Origin of the sequence: Streptomyces sp. NPDC093568 (assembly GCF_044764945.1) — a bacterium.
Classification (GTDB): Bacteria; Actinomycetota; Actinomycetes; order Streptomycetales; family Streptomycetaceae; genus Streptomyces.
In genome coordinates, this window is record NZ_JBIWJD010000013.1 from 146,842 (window position 1) to 161,266 (window position 14,425).

14 protein-coding genes are annotated in these 14,425 nt (G+C 71.3%); all 14 read left to right on the forward strand.

What is annotated here, in order from left to right; translation table 11 throughout:
* The first annotated feature begins 27 nt into the window (after positions 1-27).
* The 14 genes from ACIRD7_RS36990 to ACIRD7_RS37055 all read left to right on the forward strand — a co-directional run bounded on the left by ACIRD7_RS36990 (position 28) and on the right by ACIRD7_RS37055 (position 14,277).
* Positions 28-1,197 (forward strand): ATP-binding cassette domain-containing protein, encoded by a 1,170-nt coding sequence (locus ACIRD7_RS36990; protein ID WP_403460279.1) that lies wholly within the window; start codon positions 28-30, stop codon positions 1,195-1,197.
* Positions 1,194-1,859 carry an ABC transporter permease gene (locus ACIRD7_RS36995; RefSeq protein ID WP_403460280.1) on the forward strand — a complete coding sequence of 222 codons (666 nt, stop codon included), beginning with the start codon at positions 1,194-1,196 and terminating at the stop codon, positions 1,857-1,859. Before ACIRD7_RS36990 ends, ACIRD7_RS36995 begins: the two co-directional genes overlap by 4 nt.
* Complete coding sequence (locus tag ACIRD7_RS37000) at positions 1,856-2,545, forward strand: ABC transporter permease (protein ID WP_403460282.1); 690 nt, start codon at positions 1,856-1,858, stop codon at positions 2,543-2,545. The genes ACIRD7_RS36995 and ACIRD7_RS37000 overlap by 4 nt, the downstream gene beginning before the upstream one ends.
* A gap of 61 nt (positions 2,546-2,606) precedes the next feature.
* Positions 2,607-3,539 carry an ABC transporter substrate-binding protein gene (locus ACIRD7_RS37005; protein ID WP_403460296.1) on the forward strand — a complete coding sequence of 311 codons (933 nt, stop codon included), beginning with the start codon at positions 2,607-2,609 and terminating at the stop codon, positions 3,537-3,539.
* Positions 3,540-3,738: 199 nt separating this feature from the next.
* Positions 3,739-3,996 (forward strand): hypothetical protein, encoded by a 258-nt coding sequence (locus tag ACIRD7_RS37010; RefSeq protein ID WP_403460283.1) that lies wholly within the window; start codon positions 3,739-3,741, stop codon positions 3,994-3,996.
* A 95-nt stretch (positions 3,997-4,091) separates the two neighbouring features.
* Positions 4,092-5,222 carry an acyl-CoA dehydrogenase family protein gene (locus ACIRD7_RS37015; RefSeq protein ID WP_403460285.1) on the forward strand — a complete coding sequence of 377 codons (1,131 nt, stop codon included), beginning with the start codon at positions 4,092-4,094 and terminating at the stop codon, positions 5,220-5,222.
* A gap of 329 nt (positions 5,223-5,551) precedes the next feature.
* A complete protein-coding gene (locus ACIRD7_RS37020; protein ID WP_403460286.1) occupies positions 5,552-6,244 on the forward strand; it encodes a LuxR C-terminal-related transcriptional regulator in 693 nt (230 codons plus the stop codon).
* A gap of 367 nt (positions 6,245-6,611) precedes the next feature.
* Entirely contained in the window at positions 6,612-7,397 is a 786-nt protein-coding gene (locus ACIRD7_RS37025; RefSeq protein WP_403460287.1) for a BTAD domain-containing putative transcriptional regulator, read from the forward strand.
* Between the two features lie 134 nt (positions 7,398-7,531).
* On the forward strand, positions 7,532-9,025 hold the full coding sequence (locus ACIRD7_RS37030; protein WP_403460288.1) for a cation:proton antiporter: 1,494 nt from the start codon (positions 7,532-7,534) through the stop codon (positions 9,023-9,025).
* Positions 9,026-9,116: 91 nt separating this feature from the next.
* Entirely contained in the window at positions 9,117-10,028 is a 912-nt protein-coding gene (locus ACIRD7_RS37035) for an MBL fold metallo-hydrolase (RefSeq protein WP_403460289.1), read from the forward strand.
* Positions 10,029-10,079: 51 nt separating this feature from the next.
* A complete protein-coding gene (locus tag ACIRD7_RS37040; RefSeq protein WP_403460290.1) occupies positions 10,080-10,709 on the forward strand; it encodes an antibiotic biosynthesis monooxygenase in 630 nt (209 codons plus the stop codon).
* A 90-nt stretch (positions 10,710-10,799) separates the two neighbouring features.
* Positions 10,800-12,509, forward strand: a complete 1,710-nt coding sequence (locus tag ACIRD7_RS37045; RefSeq protein ID WP_403460291.1) for a tryptophan 7-halogenase — start codon at positions 10,800-10,802, stop codon at positions 12,507-12,509.
* Positions 12,506-13,030: a flavin reductase family protein gene (locus ACIRD7_RS37050; protein WP_403460292.1), complete on the forward strand. Its 525-nt coding sequence runs from the start codon at positions 12,506-12,508 to the stop codon at positions 13,028-13,030. The genes ACIRD7_RS37045 and ACIRD7_RS37050 overlap by 4 nt, the downstream gene beginning before the upstream one ends.
* A gap of 98 nt (positions 13,031-13,128) precedes the next feature.
* Positions 13,129-14,277, forward strand: a complete 1,149-nt coding sequence (locus ACIRD7_RS37055) for a hydrolase (RefSeq protein WP_403460293.1) — start codon at positions 13,129-13,131, stop codon at positions 14,275-14,277.
* Positions 14,278-14,425: the final 148 nt, after the last annotated feature.

A 14,425-nucleotide genomic window follows, 5' to 3' on the forward strand; every position in this document is an offset into this window, starting at 1 on the left:
GCATATGCAGTCAGGTGAGGGGCAGCCTTGATCAAATTCGATGCGGTGAGCAAGAACTATCCAAACGGGACCACGGCCGTGGACGACCTGTCCCTGGAGTTGGCCGAGGGCGGCATCACGGTCCTGGTCGGCCCCTCCGGCTGCGGCAAGACCACGACCCTGCGCATGATCAACCGCATGGTGGAGCCGACCGCCGGCACGGTGAGCCTGCGTGGCCGGGACATCCGGGAGGTCAACGCCCCCGAGCTGCGCCGGGGCATCGGGTACGTGATCCAGCACGCGGGGCTGTTCCCGCACCGGACCGTCCTCGACAACATCGCGACGGTGCCGCTGCTGCTCGGCTGGAGCCGGAAGAGGGCGCGGGCGCGGGCGGCGGAGCTGCTGGAGCTGGTGGGCCTCCCGGCCCAGCTGGCGGGGCGCTACCCCAGCCAGCTCTCCGGCGGCCAGCAGCAGCGCGTCGGGGTGGCCAGGGCGCTGGGCGCCGATCCGCCGGTGCTGCTGATGGACGAGCCGTTCAGCGCGGTCGACCCGATCGTGCGGGCGGAGTTGCAGGCGGAGTTCATCCGGCTGCAGAAGGAGCTGCACAAGACGATCGTGTTCGTCACCCACGACATCGACGAGGCGATCAAACTCGGCGACAACATCGCGGTGTTCCGTACCGGAGGCAGGCTCGCGCAGTTCGACACCCCCGAGCGGCTCCTCGCTCACCCCGCCGACGACTTCGTGGCCGGCTTCGTCGGGCAGGACCGGGGCATTCGCCGGCTGTCCTTCGTCAAGGCGGCCGAGGTGCCGCTGCGCGACGGCGCGGTGCTGCCGCTGACCTCGCCCGTGACCCGGGCCAGGGCCGCGGACGAGCCGTGGGTGCTCGTCGTCGACGACGAAGGGCGGCCGCTCGGCTGGGCCGCGGTCACGCGGCTGCCGCAGAGCGGCACTCTCGCCGACGTGCCTCTCACACCGCTCGGCCACACCTTCAGCATCGTCGACGACTCGGCGCGCGCCGCCCTCGACTCGGCGCTCCTGTCGCCCTCCCGGCTGGCGGTGGGCGTGGACGCGGACGGCGCGGTCGTCGGGGTCGTCGACGCGCACGAACTGTCCGCGGTGGCGGCCGCGGTCGATGCGGGGACGGCGGCCGCGGCGGAGACGGCGGCCGCGGCGCCCGTAGCCGGAGCCGGCATCCCGGGCGGTGGCGAGCGATGAGCGACGGTGAACCGCTGGTCCGGTGGGACTGGATCGGCGACCACATCGGCGAGCTGACCGACTACACCGTGGTCCACCTGCGACTCGGCCTGCTGCCGGTGCTGTTCGGGCTGATCATCTCGGTGCCCGTCGGCATCCTCTGCCACCGCTGGCGCCGGCTCTACCCGCCGGTGCTGACCGTGGTCAACATCCTGTACTCGATCCCGTCACTGGCCCTGTTCATGATCTTCGTCAAGTACACCGGGCTGACGGAACGCACCGTGATGATCCCGCTGACGCTCTACACCCTGTCGGTCCTGGTGCCCAACGTCGTGGACGGGCTGGCCTCGGTCCCCGAACCGGTCCGCCAGGCGGCCACCGCACTCGGCTTCGGCCCGGTACGCCGAGTCGTCCAGGTGGAACTGCCGATCGCCGTACCCGTCGTCATCGCCGGCGTACGCGTCGCCGCCGTCTCCTCCATCAGCCTCGTCGCCGTGGGACAGCTGATCGGGCAGGGCGGCCTCGGCTACTACATCACCCGGGGCCTCCAGCTCGACTTCACGACCCCGATCGTCACCGCGATCGTGCTGATCATGCTGCTCGCGCTCGCCACCGACGCACTGCTGGTCCTGGCGCAGCGCCTGCTCACCCCTTGGTCCCGGAACAAGGTGACGGCGACATGAACGATCTCCTGAACCAACTCGGACTCGTGGCGGACTGGTTGACGTCCTCGAAGCAGTGGCACGGGGCGGAGGGAATCCCGCAGCGGCTCCTGGAGCACCTCACCTACAGCGGCCTGGCGCTGCTGTTCGCCGCCCTGATCGGGCTGACGCTCGGGCTGCTCGTCGGGCACACCGGCCGCGGGGCGTTCGCCGTGGCCAGCGTCGCCAACCTCGCGCGGGCGATCCCCACCTTCGGCCTGGTGGTCCTCGTCGTGACGCTCGCCGGGCTCAGCACCACTCCCGTACTGGTCGCCCTCGTGGCGCTCGCGGTCCCGCCGATCCTCATCAACACCTTCGAGGGAGTCCGGGGCGTGGATCCCGCGACCAGGGATGCCGCGCGCGGGGTCGGCATGACCGAGTGGGAGGTCCTGGTGCGGGTGGAGGTGCCGATGGCGCTGCCGCTGATCCTCCTCGGCCTGCGGGTCGCCGCCATCCAGGTCGTGGCGACCGCGACCGTCGCCGCCTACCCCGGTCTCGGCGGCCTGGGCCGCTTCATCGTCGACGGGCTCTCCCGCAACGACTACGAACTCGTCATCGGCGGCTCCACCGTCGTGGTCGTCCTGGCGCTCGTCGTCCAGATCCTGTTCACCGCGCTGCGGCGCGTCATCGTCTCGCCGGGCCTCAGAGTCGCGGCGTCCAAGTCCTGAGTTCTTCACCAGGTTTGTTCCGAGCCTTCGGGCTCCGAGAAAGGAAACACCCATGCGAGCCATCCACCGCGGCGCCGCCTTCGTTCTGATCTCAGCCCTGTCGCTGACCGCCTGCGGCGGCTCCGGCGACAGCGACGACAACCCGCTGACGGGCAGCGGCGGGGGCAGTGGCAGCGGCGACGGCAAGTCCATCGTCGTCGGCTCGGCCAACTTCCCGGAGAACCAGTTGCTCGCCGAGATCTACGCCGAGGCCCTGGAGGCCAAGGGCCTGAAGGTGACCCGCAAGTTCGACATCGGGGCCCGTGAGGTCTACTACGACCAGGTGGTCAAGGGCGGCATCCAGGTCTTCCCGGAGTACAACGGCGCCCTGCTGGCGACGGCGGTCGACAAGACCAGCACCGCGACCGGTACGGACGACATCAACGCCGAACTGAAGAAGAAGCTTCCGTCGTCGGTGGAGATCCTCGACTCCGCCGAGGCCGAGGACAAGGACTCGGTCACGGTCACCGCGGCCACCGCCAAGAAGTACAACCTCAAGACCCTCGCCGACCTCAAGCCGGTCGCGGGGGAGTGGACGATCGGCGCCGGCTCGGAGTTCAAGACCCGTACGCAGGGCTGGATCGGTCTGAAGAAGATCTACGGCGTCGAGTTCGGGAAGTTCCAGCCGCTCGACGCGGGTGCCCAGAGCACCCTGCTGAAGCTGCTGAACTCGGGCAAGGTGCAGGCCGCCAACATCTACACCACCGATCCCGCCATCGTGGAGGACAAGCTGGTGGTGCTGGAGGACCCGAAGAACCTCTTCTCCTCGCAGAACGTCACGCCCCTCGTCCACAAGTCCGCGGTCGACGACACCGCCAAGGCAGCGCTGAACGGTGTCTCGGCCAAGCTCACCACCGAAGACCTGCTGGAGATGATGAAGAAGCTCGTCAACGACAAGGAGGACGCCGGCACGGTCGCGAAGGAGTGGCTGACGAAGGCCGGCCTCGTGTCCTGACCGGCCCGGTCAGGCCGACACTGCCCGGCCGGCCTCGTGTCCTGAACCGGCCCGGCCAGGTCGGCACTGCCCGCCCCGGCCCGGCCGCAAGGCGACGTCGACCGCAGGTCCAGCCACCCTCCAGCACCCGGGACGAGTATCTGGAGACGCCGGGGATGGCCCGGCATTCGGATGCGGTGATGCGGGGGGTGGCCTGCCCATGGACGTGACGGCGGTCGAGGCGTTGTTCCAAGTCGCGGGAGATGTCCAGCGGGGTGGGTCCGGCGGCGGGCTCCTCCTGGACCGTCGCCGTCTCCGTGTGCACCTGCGCGGACCGGACGCCCGGGACGACGAGGCCCGCCTGGGCGAGACGCCGGCCGCCGTCGGGCCGGACCTGGGCGAATACACCTTGACCGACCTCCTCGGGAGCATCTTCGACCTCACCCACCGTCAACTGTCGGAGCAGCGACCCGCTTGAGCGGGCGACAGGCCCGAGATTTCCCCAGGCCTCCTCCGGCGCCTGTGGCGAGGTCGAGGTCTCAGGACAAGGCCCGCGGCGAGGAGGCAGCGCCCATGTCCGGCTTCGTACTCACCCCCACCGACACGGCGAGCGAGGTCCGGGAGGCCGCCGAACTGGCCGCCCGGCACGCCGCGGCCGCGGACCACGTGGGCCGGCTGCCCGGCGAGGTCGTGGCCGCGCTGATCGCGGCGGGCTTCGCACGGCACTTCGTGCCGGTCCGCTGGGGTGGGCGGGCGGGCGGCTTCGCGGAACTCCTGGACACCGTCTCCGTGGTGGGCGAGGGCTGCACCTCCGCCGCCTGGATCGCCGCGGTCGTCGCCGGCGCAGCCCGGATGGGCGCGTACCTGCCGGAGGAAGGGCAGCACGAACTGTGGTCCGCCGGCGCTGACACCGTGATCGCCGCAGCGCTCAACCCCAGCGGGCATGCCGTCCCCGACACCGGTGGCTGGCGGCTCACCGGGGAGTGGCCGATGGTCAGCGGCGTGGACTTCGCCGACTGGACGCTGGTGTGCGCGCTGGTGCCCCGGGGCGAGCGGACGGTGGCCCGGGTCTTCGCCGTGCCGCGCCGCAACTACCGCGTCGTGGACACGTGGTTCAACGTCGGCATGCGCGCCACGGGCAGCAACACCCTTGTAGCGGATGAGGTGTTCGTTCCCCGGCACCGGTCCGTCGCGCGCGGCGACGTACGGCGAGGCCGGGCCGTCGGCTCCGACGCGCCCTGCCACACCGCCCGACTGCGCACGATCAGCGGCACGTTGTTCGCCGCCCCCGTGCTCGGCGCGGCCCGCGCGGCCGTGCGGGCCTGGACGGGGCGACTGGCCGGCAAGCCCGCGCGGGAGTCGCTCGCGCCCATGGACAACCCACTGGTGCGGGGCGTGCTCGCCCGGGCCGAGGGCGAGATCGAGAGCGCGGCCCTGTTGCTGCGCCGCGTGGCCCAGGGCGGCGACGCCGGGCCGGGCGGCGAGGACGAACAGGCCCGCGCGCCACGGGACTGCGCGCTGGCCGCGGACCAGTTGGTCGACGCGGTGGAACGGCTGTTCCGCTCGGCCGGCTGCGGCGCGCAGGCGCAGGACGACCCGCTCCAGCGGATCTGGCGTGACGTGCACTGTGCGGCGAGCCACATCGCTCTGCGCTTCGACCCGGCGGGCGGCGCGTACGGCGGTCAGCCGCTGGGCGCCGGTTGACGCCGTCGGCGGACCTGAGAGAAGAAAACCACGCGGTGACGGGGAAACAGGACGTGACCATTCCCCTTCGGCCGGGACCGGCGACGGACCGGCACCCGCTCCGCGCCCGTCGCGGCCATTTCCGTGGCCCTGGCCACAGGCTCCCGTAACTGCCGCTGCAGTAGACTTCGAAACGCGGTTACGGGGATCCAGGGGGAGATGTGGAAAAGAGCGGCACAGCGACCAATCGCCCGGCGAGGTGGAATTCTCCTTTCCGTTTTTCCGAGGGTCCGCGCGGATGCGGAATTTCGGATGCCCGCCGGTTCGCATCGGACGTCTTCGGAGGTTAGGTGACTCCGGAACCTGTGCGGATAGTCGTCGTCGACGACCATCGCCTGCCACGTGAAGCGCTCTGCCATGTCCTGGACTCCGAGCCGGATCTGGAGGCGCACGGCGTCGACTCCGGCCCGTCCGCGGTGCGAGCGGTCACCGAGTGCCGGCCTGACGTCGTCCTGCTGGACATCGCGACGCCCGGCCCGGACCCGGCGTCGGCGGTGCGCGAACTGCTGGACTGCGGCCACCCGGTGGGGATCGTCGTGCTGCACGCGCAGAGCGACCTTCTGCTCATGCAGCGGCTGCTGGACCTGGGCGTGTGCGCCTACCTGCACAAGAGCGTCAGTCAGGGCCTGCTGCTGTCGACCGTCCGGGACATCGCGGGCGCCAAACAGCAGACGGTCACCATCACCGTGCCGTCGGGCTGCGCGCGGGCCGGGACCGTGGTGCCGCAGCCGGCGGCGGAACCGGCCCGGGACATGCCGGCTTCCGATCTGCTCTCGGCGCGGGAGCTGGTGGTGCTGACCCTGGTGGCCGAGGCGCTGACCAACCGTCAGGTCGCCTCGCGGATGGACATCACCGAGGCCACGGTCAAGCGCCACCTGCGCAACATCTTCTCCAAGCTGGGCGCAACCTCGCGCATCGACGCGGTCAACAAGGCGATCAACGCCCTGGTCATCCAGCCCCCGGCGGCGCGCCGCGACCGGTGAGCACGCGCGGCGTCTCAGGGCGCTGCTTCGAAAGAGGCATCACCAGAGGCAGCACCGGAGCGGCACCGCGTGCCGACGGCTGACGAGGGGTCTGACCGACTGATCAGTAACAAGGAATTCACAATTGACGAACCTGATTTTACTTGTTTGTGGTGGAGTTTCGCGGCCGCGGTATCCAAAGAGGTATTCGCCTACGTCTTTTGGCGTTCCCGGTGGCTCAAGCCCGGCTCGAGGGAGGCTTGGAAGATTGTGGCGTGCGGCCCACTGAAAGGGCATTGTTGCACCCGCGGGCTCGGTTGGAAACTGGTTGAAAGCGAATCGATTCCGCATCGAGGGGAACGGGCAACTCTGGACGGGGGAAAAGATCGTGGTCACGATCAATGTGCTGGGACAATTGGAGGTCATCGCGGGCGGGCGCGACCTGGCGCCGACCGCACCGCGGGTGAAGGCGGTGCTGGCGCTGCTGGCGCTCAACGCGAACCGGGTGGTCAGCACCGACACCCTCTTCGCCGAACTGTGGGACGACCGGCCGCCGCGCAGTGCGGCCACCACTCTGCAGACCTACGTCTACCAACTGCGCCGGATCCTGGACTCCGCTCCGCAGGGTGAGCGGCGCTGCGACATCGTCACCCGGGCGCCGGGCTACGAACTGCGCACGGGGCGGACCGACGCCGAGCGCTTCCTGGCCCTGTCCGAACAGGGCCGCTGCTTGTGGCGCCAGGGCCATGTCGCGGAGGCCGCCGAGCGGCTGCGGCAGGCGCTCGGCCTCTGGCGCGGCCACGCGCTGGCCGACATCAACCTGGGGCCGGAGCTGACCATCCACAAGGCGCACCTGTGCGAACTGCGGCTGCGCATGCTGGAGTTGCGCATCCAGGCGGACGCCCGGCTCGGCCGGCACCAGGATCTGATCCCCGAACTGCGCTCGCTCGTCGCCGAACACCGGCTCAACGAGCGGCTGCACGCCCAGCTGATCGACTCGCTGCGCGCGACCGGCTGTCGCGCCGAGGCGCTGCGGGCGTACCAGGATCTACGCCGGGTGCTCAAGACCGAGCTGGGCCTTGAGCCCGCCCCGGAGGTCCAGCGGCTGCAGGCCGAGGTGCTCAGCGGCGTACGCGGCGGCTCGGTGAGCGGCGCCCTGCTGCGCACCGGCTGACCCGGCGTCACCCACCCACCCGAGAGGTCCGGGACGCAGCGATCGCTGCGTCCCGGACCGGCTCGCGGCTGCCCGCTGCGCCCCCGGAGGCGGGGCGGCGACGCAGTCATCGTCCCGTGAGGAGAACCCTGGCAATGACGCATGATCCATCCCTTTCCGTGGCGGGCGAGGCGAAAGACGACCCGCCCCCCTCCCGCAGCACGGCGCGTGCGGTGGTCACGTACGGGCTGCTGGTCCTCGTGCCGCTGGCGCTGGCGCTGCTGCTCCTGAAGTACGGCATCGCCCACCCGGTGAAGGAGACCGCAGGCGCGACGAAGCCGAGCGAACCGGCCGACCTGTTCGGCCAGGTGATGGTGGCCGGGGTCGTGGTGGTCGCGGCGGCGGGGCTGATGGGCCTCGCGGCCCGCGCGGTCGGCCAGTCGCCGGTGGTCGGCGAGATCCTGGCCGGCCTGCTGCTCGGACCTTCGGTGTTCGGGGCGCTGGCTCCCGGTGTCTCCAAGGAGGTGTTCCCACCGGAGGTCACGCCGGCCATGAACACCCTGGCGCAGGTCGGCGTGGTCTTCTTCATGTTCCTGATCGGCCTGGAGATGCCGCTGACCATGCTGCGCAGGCTCGGCGGCAAGGTTCTCTCCGCCGGGCACGCGGCGGTCGCGGTGCCGTTCCTGCTGGGCATGGCCGCGGCCCTGTGGCTGCGCGACGACTACCAGCCGGACGGTGTGGAAGCCACGCCGTTCCTGCTGTTCGTGGCGCTGTCGGTGTCGGTCACCGCGTTCCCGGTGCTGGCCCGGATCCTCTCCGACCGCGAGCTGATCGGCACCCGGCTGGGCGCGATGGGGCTGGCGATGGCCGGCGTCGGCGACGTCACCGCCTGGTGTGCGCTGGGCGTGGTGGTCGCCGAGGCGCGCAACGACTCGCCGCTGGGTGTACTGGTCGCCGTGGCCGAGGTGGTGGCCTTCACGCTGGTGCTGTGGTTCGTGGTGCGCCCTGCGCTGGCGCAGGTGTTGCGGGTCCTGGAGAGCCGGCGCGGCGGGGTGCTGCCGATCGGCATGCTGATCACGGCCTTCGTGCTGATCTGCGCGGTGATCACCAATGTGTTCGGGGTACACGCGATCTTCGGCGCCTTCCTGGCGGGCGTGGTGATGCCGCGTTCCTCCCGGACGGTGAGGGACTTCGCACACCGGACCGAGGGCCTGGCGCTCTGGTTGCTGCTGCCGTTCTTCTTCGCGGCGGTGGGCATGCAGACCCGGCTGCAGTCGGCGTTCTCGCTCTCAGCGCTCGGTGTGCTGGCGCTCATCCTGCTGGTGGCGGTGGCCGGAAAGGTCGGCGGGACGTTCGCCGCGGCCCGGCTGGCCGGTGAGGGCAACCGGGAGGCACTGGGGCTCGGCGTGATGATGAACTGCCGCGGCCTGACGGAGCTGGTGGTGCTCAACGTCGGCCTCTCGCTGGGGGTGATCGACTCCCGGCTGTTCGCGGTGCTGGTGGTGATGACCCTCGTGACCACCATCGCGACGGACCCGCTCCTACGTCTGCTCCGGCTCGACCGGCTGTCACAGCCCTCCGGAGGCGCCTTGCACCCGGCCGAATCCCCCGCCCAGACCCAGGAGACGGCCGGGGCACGCAGGCCATGAGAACCCGGGCGGAATCCGCTCCGATCCCGCCGGGACACATGCCGCGAGCCGCTTCGAGCAGCCGTCGAGCGCCCCGTACGACAGTGGCCGCATGGCAGCTTTCACCGGTGCACCAAGACTCGAAGAGATAGCCGAAGGAATCCACGCCTTCCTGCAGCCCGACGGCGGATGGTGCCTCAACAACGCGGGGCTGGTGGTCGACGGCGGCACCGCGCTGCTGATCGACACCGCCGCAACCGAGGCCCGGGCCGGGCGGCTGCGCGAGCTGGTCGCGGGCGCCGCGCCGCGGCTTCCGCGGCTGCTGGTCAACACCCACTCGCACGGTGACCACACCTTCGGCAACCACCTCTTCCCGGAAGCGGTGGTGGTGGCCGCCGAGCGGACCCGGCAGGAGGCCGTCCGCACCGGGCTGCATCTGACCACCCTGTGGCCCGACGTGGACTGGGGCGCGGTCCAGCCGGCCGCGCCCCACGTCACCTTCGCCGAGGAACTCACGCTGCACGTCGGCGAGCGGGAGGTGCGGCTGCGTGCCTTCGGCCCGGCGCACAGCTCCTGCGACACGGTGGCGTGGCTGCCGAAGAGCCGGGTGCTGTTCGCCGGCGACCTGGTGATGAACGGGGTGACCCCGTTCGTGCTGACCGGCTCGGTCGGCGGCCTGCGCGACGCCGTGGCCCGGCTGCGGGCGCTGGGCGCGGTCACCGTCGTACCCGGGCACGGCCCGGTCGGCGGCCCGGAGCTGCTGGAGACCACCGAGCGCTATCTGACCTGGCTGCTGGACGTGGCCAAGGCCGGCCTCGCCCAGGGCGCTGACCCGCTGGAGGCGGCCCGTGCCGCCGACCTCGGCGAGTTCGCCGACTACCTGGACACCGAACGTGTGGTGCCCAACCTGTACCGCGCCTACGGCGAACTGCGCGGCGGACGCCCGGAGGACTTCGCCGGCATCGACGAGATGGTCCGCGGCATGGCGGAGCTGCACGGCGGCTTCCCCGCCTGCCACGCATGACGACCGGGCGATTCCCACCATCCACACATCCCACGGAGAGAGGACGGACACGTGAGCAAGGGCAACGAGAGCGGCCCGGTCACCCTGATCGCGGTGCTCGAAGCGCCGGTCGAGAACACCGAGGAGTTCATCGCGGGCTGGCGCGCCCACCTGGAACCGATGCGCACCGCGCCCGGCTTCCGCGGTGCCCGCCTGCACCGGGCGTTGCGCGCGGACCACCGCTTCCAGCTGGTCGCGGTGGCCGACTGGGCGTCCGCCGCGGACCTGGCCGCCGCGGTGGCCGGCGAGCAGGGCGGCCCGGGTGCGCAGAAGTACGCCAAGACCGTCCACCGGGGTGTGTACCGGGTGATCGGCGAGGTCGCGTCCGGGCAGCGGCCGGACGGCGCGGGCGTGACCATGGTCAACGCCTTCGAGCTGCCGAACGAGCGGGTCGAGGAGTTCCTGGACGCCTGGCGCCCCCGGGCGCAGCGGGCCAGTGAGTCACCGGGCTTCGTCGACTTCCGCATGCACCAGGCGGTCGGCGACGCCTCCCTGCCGCTGGTGAACGTCGCGCACTACACCAGCGTCGAGGCGTGGAAGGCCCTGCAGGCCGACCCGGAGTTCCAGGCCAGGAAGGCCGTCAACCCGCCGTACGCCACGGCCAATCCGGGCCTGTTCGAGGTGGTCGCCGAGGTGCTCTGACCCTCGGGCGGCCGCTTCCACGCGGGCTTGAGCGGGCCACGAGAGCGCCCGCACAGACTTCTTGACGTCTTGTTACCAGCAGGAGGAGCGATGGTGGATCAGGCTACGACCGATGTGGTGATCCTCGGCGGCGGCCTCGCGGGCCTCACGCTCGCGGTCCAGCTCAAGAACGCCCGTCCGGAGACGGACGTGGTGATCCTCGACAAGCGGGAGGGCCTGGCGCCGGAGGCGGCGTTCAAGGTCGGCGAGTCGACGGTGCCGGCGGGCGCGCACTACTTCGCCCAGATCATCGGGATGAAGGAACATCTGGAGAAGTTCCACCTGAAGAAGAACGGCCTGCGGTTCTTCCAGCCCGCGGGCGGCAACGAGGAACTCACCAAACGGATCGAACTCGGCCCGCGGGAGTTCCCGGCGCACGACAACTACCAGATCGACCGCGGCCGGTTCGAGAACGAGCTGACCCGGATGGCCCTGGACGCCGGCGTGGACCTGCGTCAGGGCGCCTCGATCACCGACGTCGAGCTCCGCGAGGGCGACGAGGACCACACGGTTTCCTACACCCAGGGCGGCGAGGAGCGTGCGATCAGCGCCCGCTGGCTGGTCGACGCGGCCGGCCGCGCCCACTTCGTCAAGCGCAAGCTGGGCCTGTCCCGCGAGGAGGCGCACACCATCAACGCCTCCTGGTTCCGCCTCACGGGCGGCATCGACCTGGAGGAGTGGGGCAAGGACGACCCGCGGTGGATGGAGCGGATGAACCGTACCGGCATCCGCAAGTTCTCCACCAACCACCTGATGGGCGACGGCTACTGGGTGTGGCTGATCCCGCTGGGCTCGGACCACATCTCGGTCGGCGTCTGCGCCGACCCGCGGATCCACCCGTACGAGGAGATCCAGACCTTCGAGAAGGTCCAGGAGTGGCTGCGCGCCAACGAGCCGCAGCTGGCCGAGGTGGTCGACGGGCGCACCGATGACGTCGCGGACTTCATCACCCTGAAGGACTTCGCCTTCGGCACCGAGCGGGTGTACTCGCCCGACCGCTGGATGCTGGTCGGTGAGGCCGGCGCCTTCGCGGACGCCTTCTACTCCCCGGGCTCGGACATGATCGGCTACGGCAACAGCGTCACCACGGACCTGGTCACCCGCGACTTCGCCGGCGAGGACATCGCCGAGCGGCTGGAGTTCTACAACGACTTCCACCTGCGGACCTTCCGGTTCGTGGTCTCCAAGGTCGAGGACCACTACCTGGCCTTCGGCAACCCCGCGGTGATGGTGCCGAAGCTGTGCTGGGACGCCATGCTCAACCACGTCGGCGTCGTGCTGATCTTCGTCAAGAACCGCTTCCTGGACTACGGGTTCATGCAGCGGGTGCGCGGCGACATCGAGAAGCTGTTCGCGGTCAACGACCGCGTCCAGCAGATCTTCCGCGACTGGAACGAGCTGGAGAAGGTCGTCACCGACGGCCCGGCCAACGCCTACGTGCCGGCCAAGGCGATCAAGGACAGCCACGCCACTCTCGTGGTCGACTACAGCGACGACGAGCTGGCCGCCGAGATCGCCCGCGACGTCCGGGTCGCCGAGGCGCTCGCGGTCGCCATCTTCCACCGGGCGGCCCGCAAGCTCGGCGTCACCCTGAGCCCGGAGACGCCGGTCAACCCGTACGCGATCAGCCTGCGTCCCGACAACTGGCAGACCGACGGCCTGTACACCGGGCCCGTGCTGCTGACGCTGGCCCAGGCGGAGGAGATCTCCGAGGGCAGCCAGGGCCTCTTCGTCGACCCGCTGCTCGACGGTGCGGCATGAGCGAGCGCGGCACGACGGGCGTACTGCAGCCGGACCCGGCCCTGGTGGACCCGCAGGCGCTGCGCAGCGTCTGCGCCAACTGGGCCACCGGCGTCACGGTGATCACCAGCGGCAGCACCGAGCGCACGACGGGACTGACGGTGAACTCCTTCACCTCGGTCTCGCTCGATCCGGCGCTGATCCTGGTCTGCATCCACAACGACTCGGGTGAACTGCCTGTCCTGCGGCGGACCGGCGCCTTCGCGGTGAACATCCTGGCCGCCGACCAGGAGGAGCTGTGCCGGTCCTTCGCCAGCCGGCACACCCGGCACACCGCCAAGGCCGACACCCGGCCGGGGATCAGCGGCGTGCCGGTGCTCTCCGACGCGCTGGCGTATCTGGAGTGCCGGATCGAACGCGAGGTGGACGCCGGCGACCACGTGATCGTCATCGGCGAGGTGATCGACCTGGCCGTGCAGCGCGAGGAGGGGCCGCTGACCTTCTTCCGCAACACCTTCCACCGGCTGCCGGCCGCCTCCTGAACACCGAGGGCTGCCGCCCCCTGAACAGCGAGAGCTGCCGCCTCCTGAACACCGACAGCTGCCGCCTCCCGAACACCCGAGAGCTGAGGAGAAGACAGATGCCCACCGCCGGGTTGTCCACCGCCGCGGCCGTGCTCGCGCCGGCCGCGGGCCGCCGCGCCGAGGCCGCCGAACGGGTCCGCGAGGTCGACCCCGCCGTGATGGGGGAGCTCGTCCGGGCGGGATTCGCCCGGCACTTCGCCCCCGCGGCGGTCGGCGGCGACGCCGGTTCTTTCACCGAGCTGGTCGAGGCGGTCGAGGTGATCGCCGAGGAGTGCCCGGCCAGTTCCTGGTGCGCCTCGCTGATCGCCTCCATCGCCCGGATGGCGGGGGCGTTCCTGCCCGAGCGGGGCCAGGCGGCGATCTGGGCGGCCGGCCCCGACGCGGTGCTGGTGGGGTCGGTGACGCCGTTCGGCACCGCCCGGCCGGCCCCCGGCGGGTGGCTCGTCGCCGGCCGCTGGCCGTACATCAGCGGCGTCGCCTACTCGGACTGGGCCCTGATGTGCGGTCTGGTGGAGTCCGGCACGGGCAGCGAGGCCCGGCTGTTCGCCCTGCCGCGCTCCGCGTACCGGATCGAGGACACCTGGCACAGCGTCGGCATGGCCGCCACCGGCAGCAACACCCTGGTCCTCGACGAGGTGTTCGTGCCCGAGCACCTCTCCTTCGACCGGGCCGACCTGTTCGCCGGGCGCACCAGCGAGGCGTGGGGCGGGGTGGCGGCGGCCTGCCACCGCGCCCCGCTCCAAGCGGTCAACGGTCTGATGTTCGCCGCGCCGGCGGTCGGCGCCGCCCTCGGCATGGTCCGCATCTTCTCGGCGTACTTCGCGGAGAAGGTCGGCAACGCCCCTCAACTGCCCGGCACCACCGGAGTGCAGGGCGTGCGGGGCTCCGCCGAGCAGGCGCTGGCCCGCTCGGCCGGCGAGGTGGACGCGGCCCGGCTGCTGCTGGAGAGGGCCGCCCGGCTCGCCGACGAGGGTGCCGCCACCAGCCCGCTGGAGACCACACGCAACCTGCGGGACTGCGCCCTCGCCGTCGATCTGTCGGTGACCGCGGTGGACCGGCTGTTCCGCCAGTCCGGCACCCGCGGGCAGGCGGTCTCCGGTCCCATGCAGCGGCTGTGGCGGGACGTCACCGCCATCTCCACCCACGTGGCGCTGCAGTTCGAGCCGGCCGCCCGGGGCTGGGTCGACCAGGTGCTGAAGGCCTGACCCCGGACAATCGCGAAGCGGCCCGGGGGCCGGGGCCCCCGCCCCCCCCCCCCCCCCCCGGGGCCCCCCCCCCCCCCCGCGCCGGGGGGGGGGGGCGCCCCCCCCCCCCGCGCGCCCCCCCCGCCCCGGGGTCGCCCCCCCCCCCCCC

Bases quoted from the DNA above. Each gene is read 5' to 3' on its own strand.
- ACIRD7_RS37000 (WP_403460282.1), top strand. From the start codon at position 1,856: ATGAACGATCTCCTGAACCAACTCGGACTCGTGGCGGACTGGTTGACG.
- ACIRD7_RS36995 (WP_403460280.1), top strand. From the start codon at position 1,194: ATGAGCGACGGTGAACCGCTGGTCCGGTGGGACTGGATCGGCGACCAC.
- ACIRD7_RS37010 (WP_403460283.1), top strand. From the start codon at position 3,739: ATGGACGTGACGGCGGTCGAGGCGTTGTTCCAAGTCGCGGGAGATGTC.
- ACIRD7_RS37015 (WP_403460285.1), top strand. From the start codon at position 4,092: ATGTCCGGCTTCGTACTCACCCCCACCGACACGGCGAGCGAGGTCCGG.
- ACIRD7_RS37050 (WP_403460292.1), top strand. From the start codon at position 12,506: ATGAGCGAGCGCGGCACGACGGGCGTACTGCAGCCGGACCCGGCCCTG.
- ACIRD7_RS37055 (WP_403460293.1), top strand. From the start codon at position 13,129: ATGCCCACCGCCGGGTTGTCCACCGCCGCGGCCGTGCTCGCGCCGGCC.
- ACIRD7_RS37045 (WP_403460291.1), top strand. From the start codon at position 10,800: ATGGTGGATCAGGCTACGACCGATGTGGTGATCCTCGGCGGCGGCCTC.
- ACIRD7_RS37035 (WP_403460289.1), top strand. From the start codon at position 9,117: ATGGCAGCTTTCACCGGTGCACCAAGACTCGAAGAGATAGCCGAAGGA.
- ACIRD7_RS37030 (WP_403460288.1), top strand. From the start codon at position 7,532: ATGACGCATGATCCATCCCTTTCCGTGGCGGGCGAGGCGAAAGACGAC.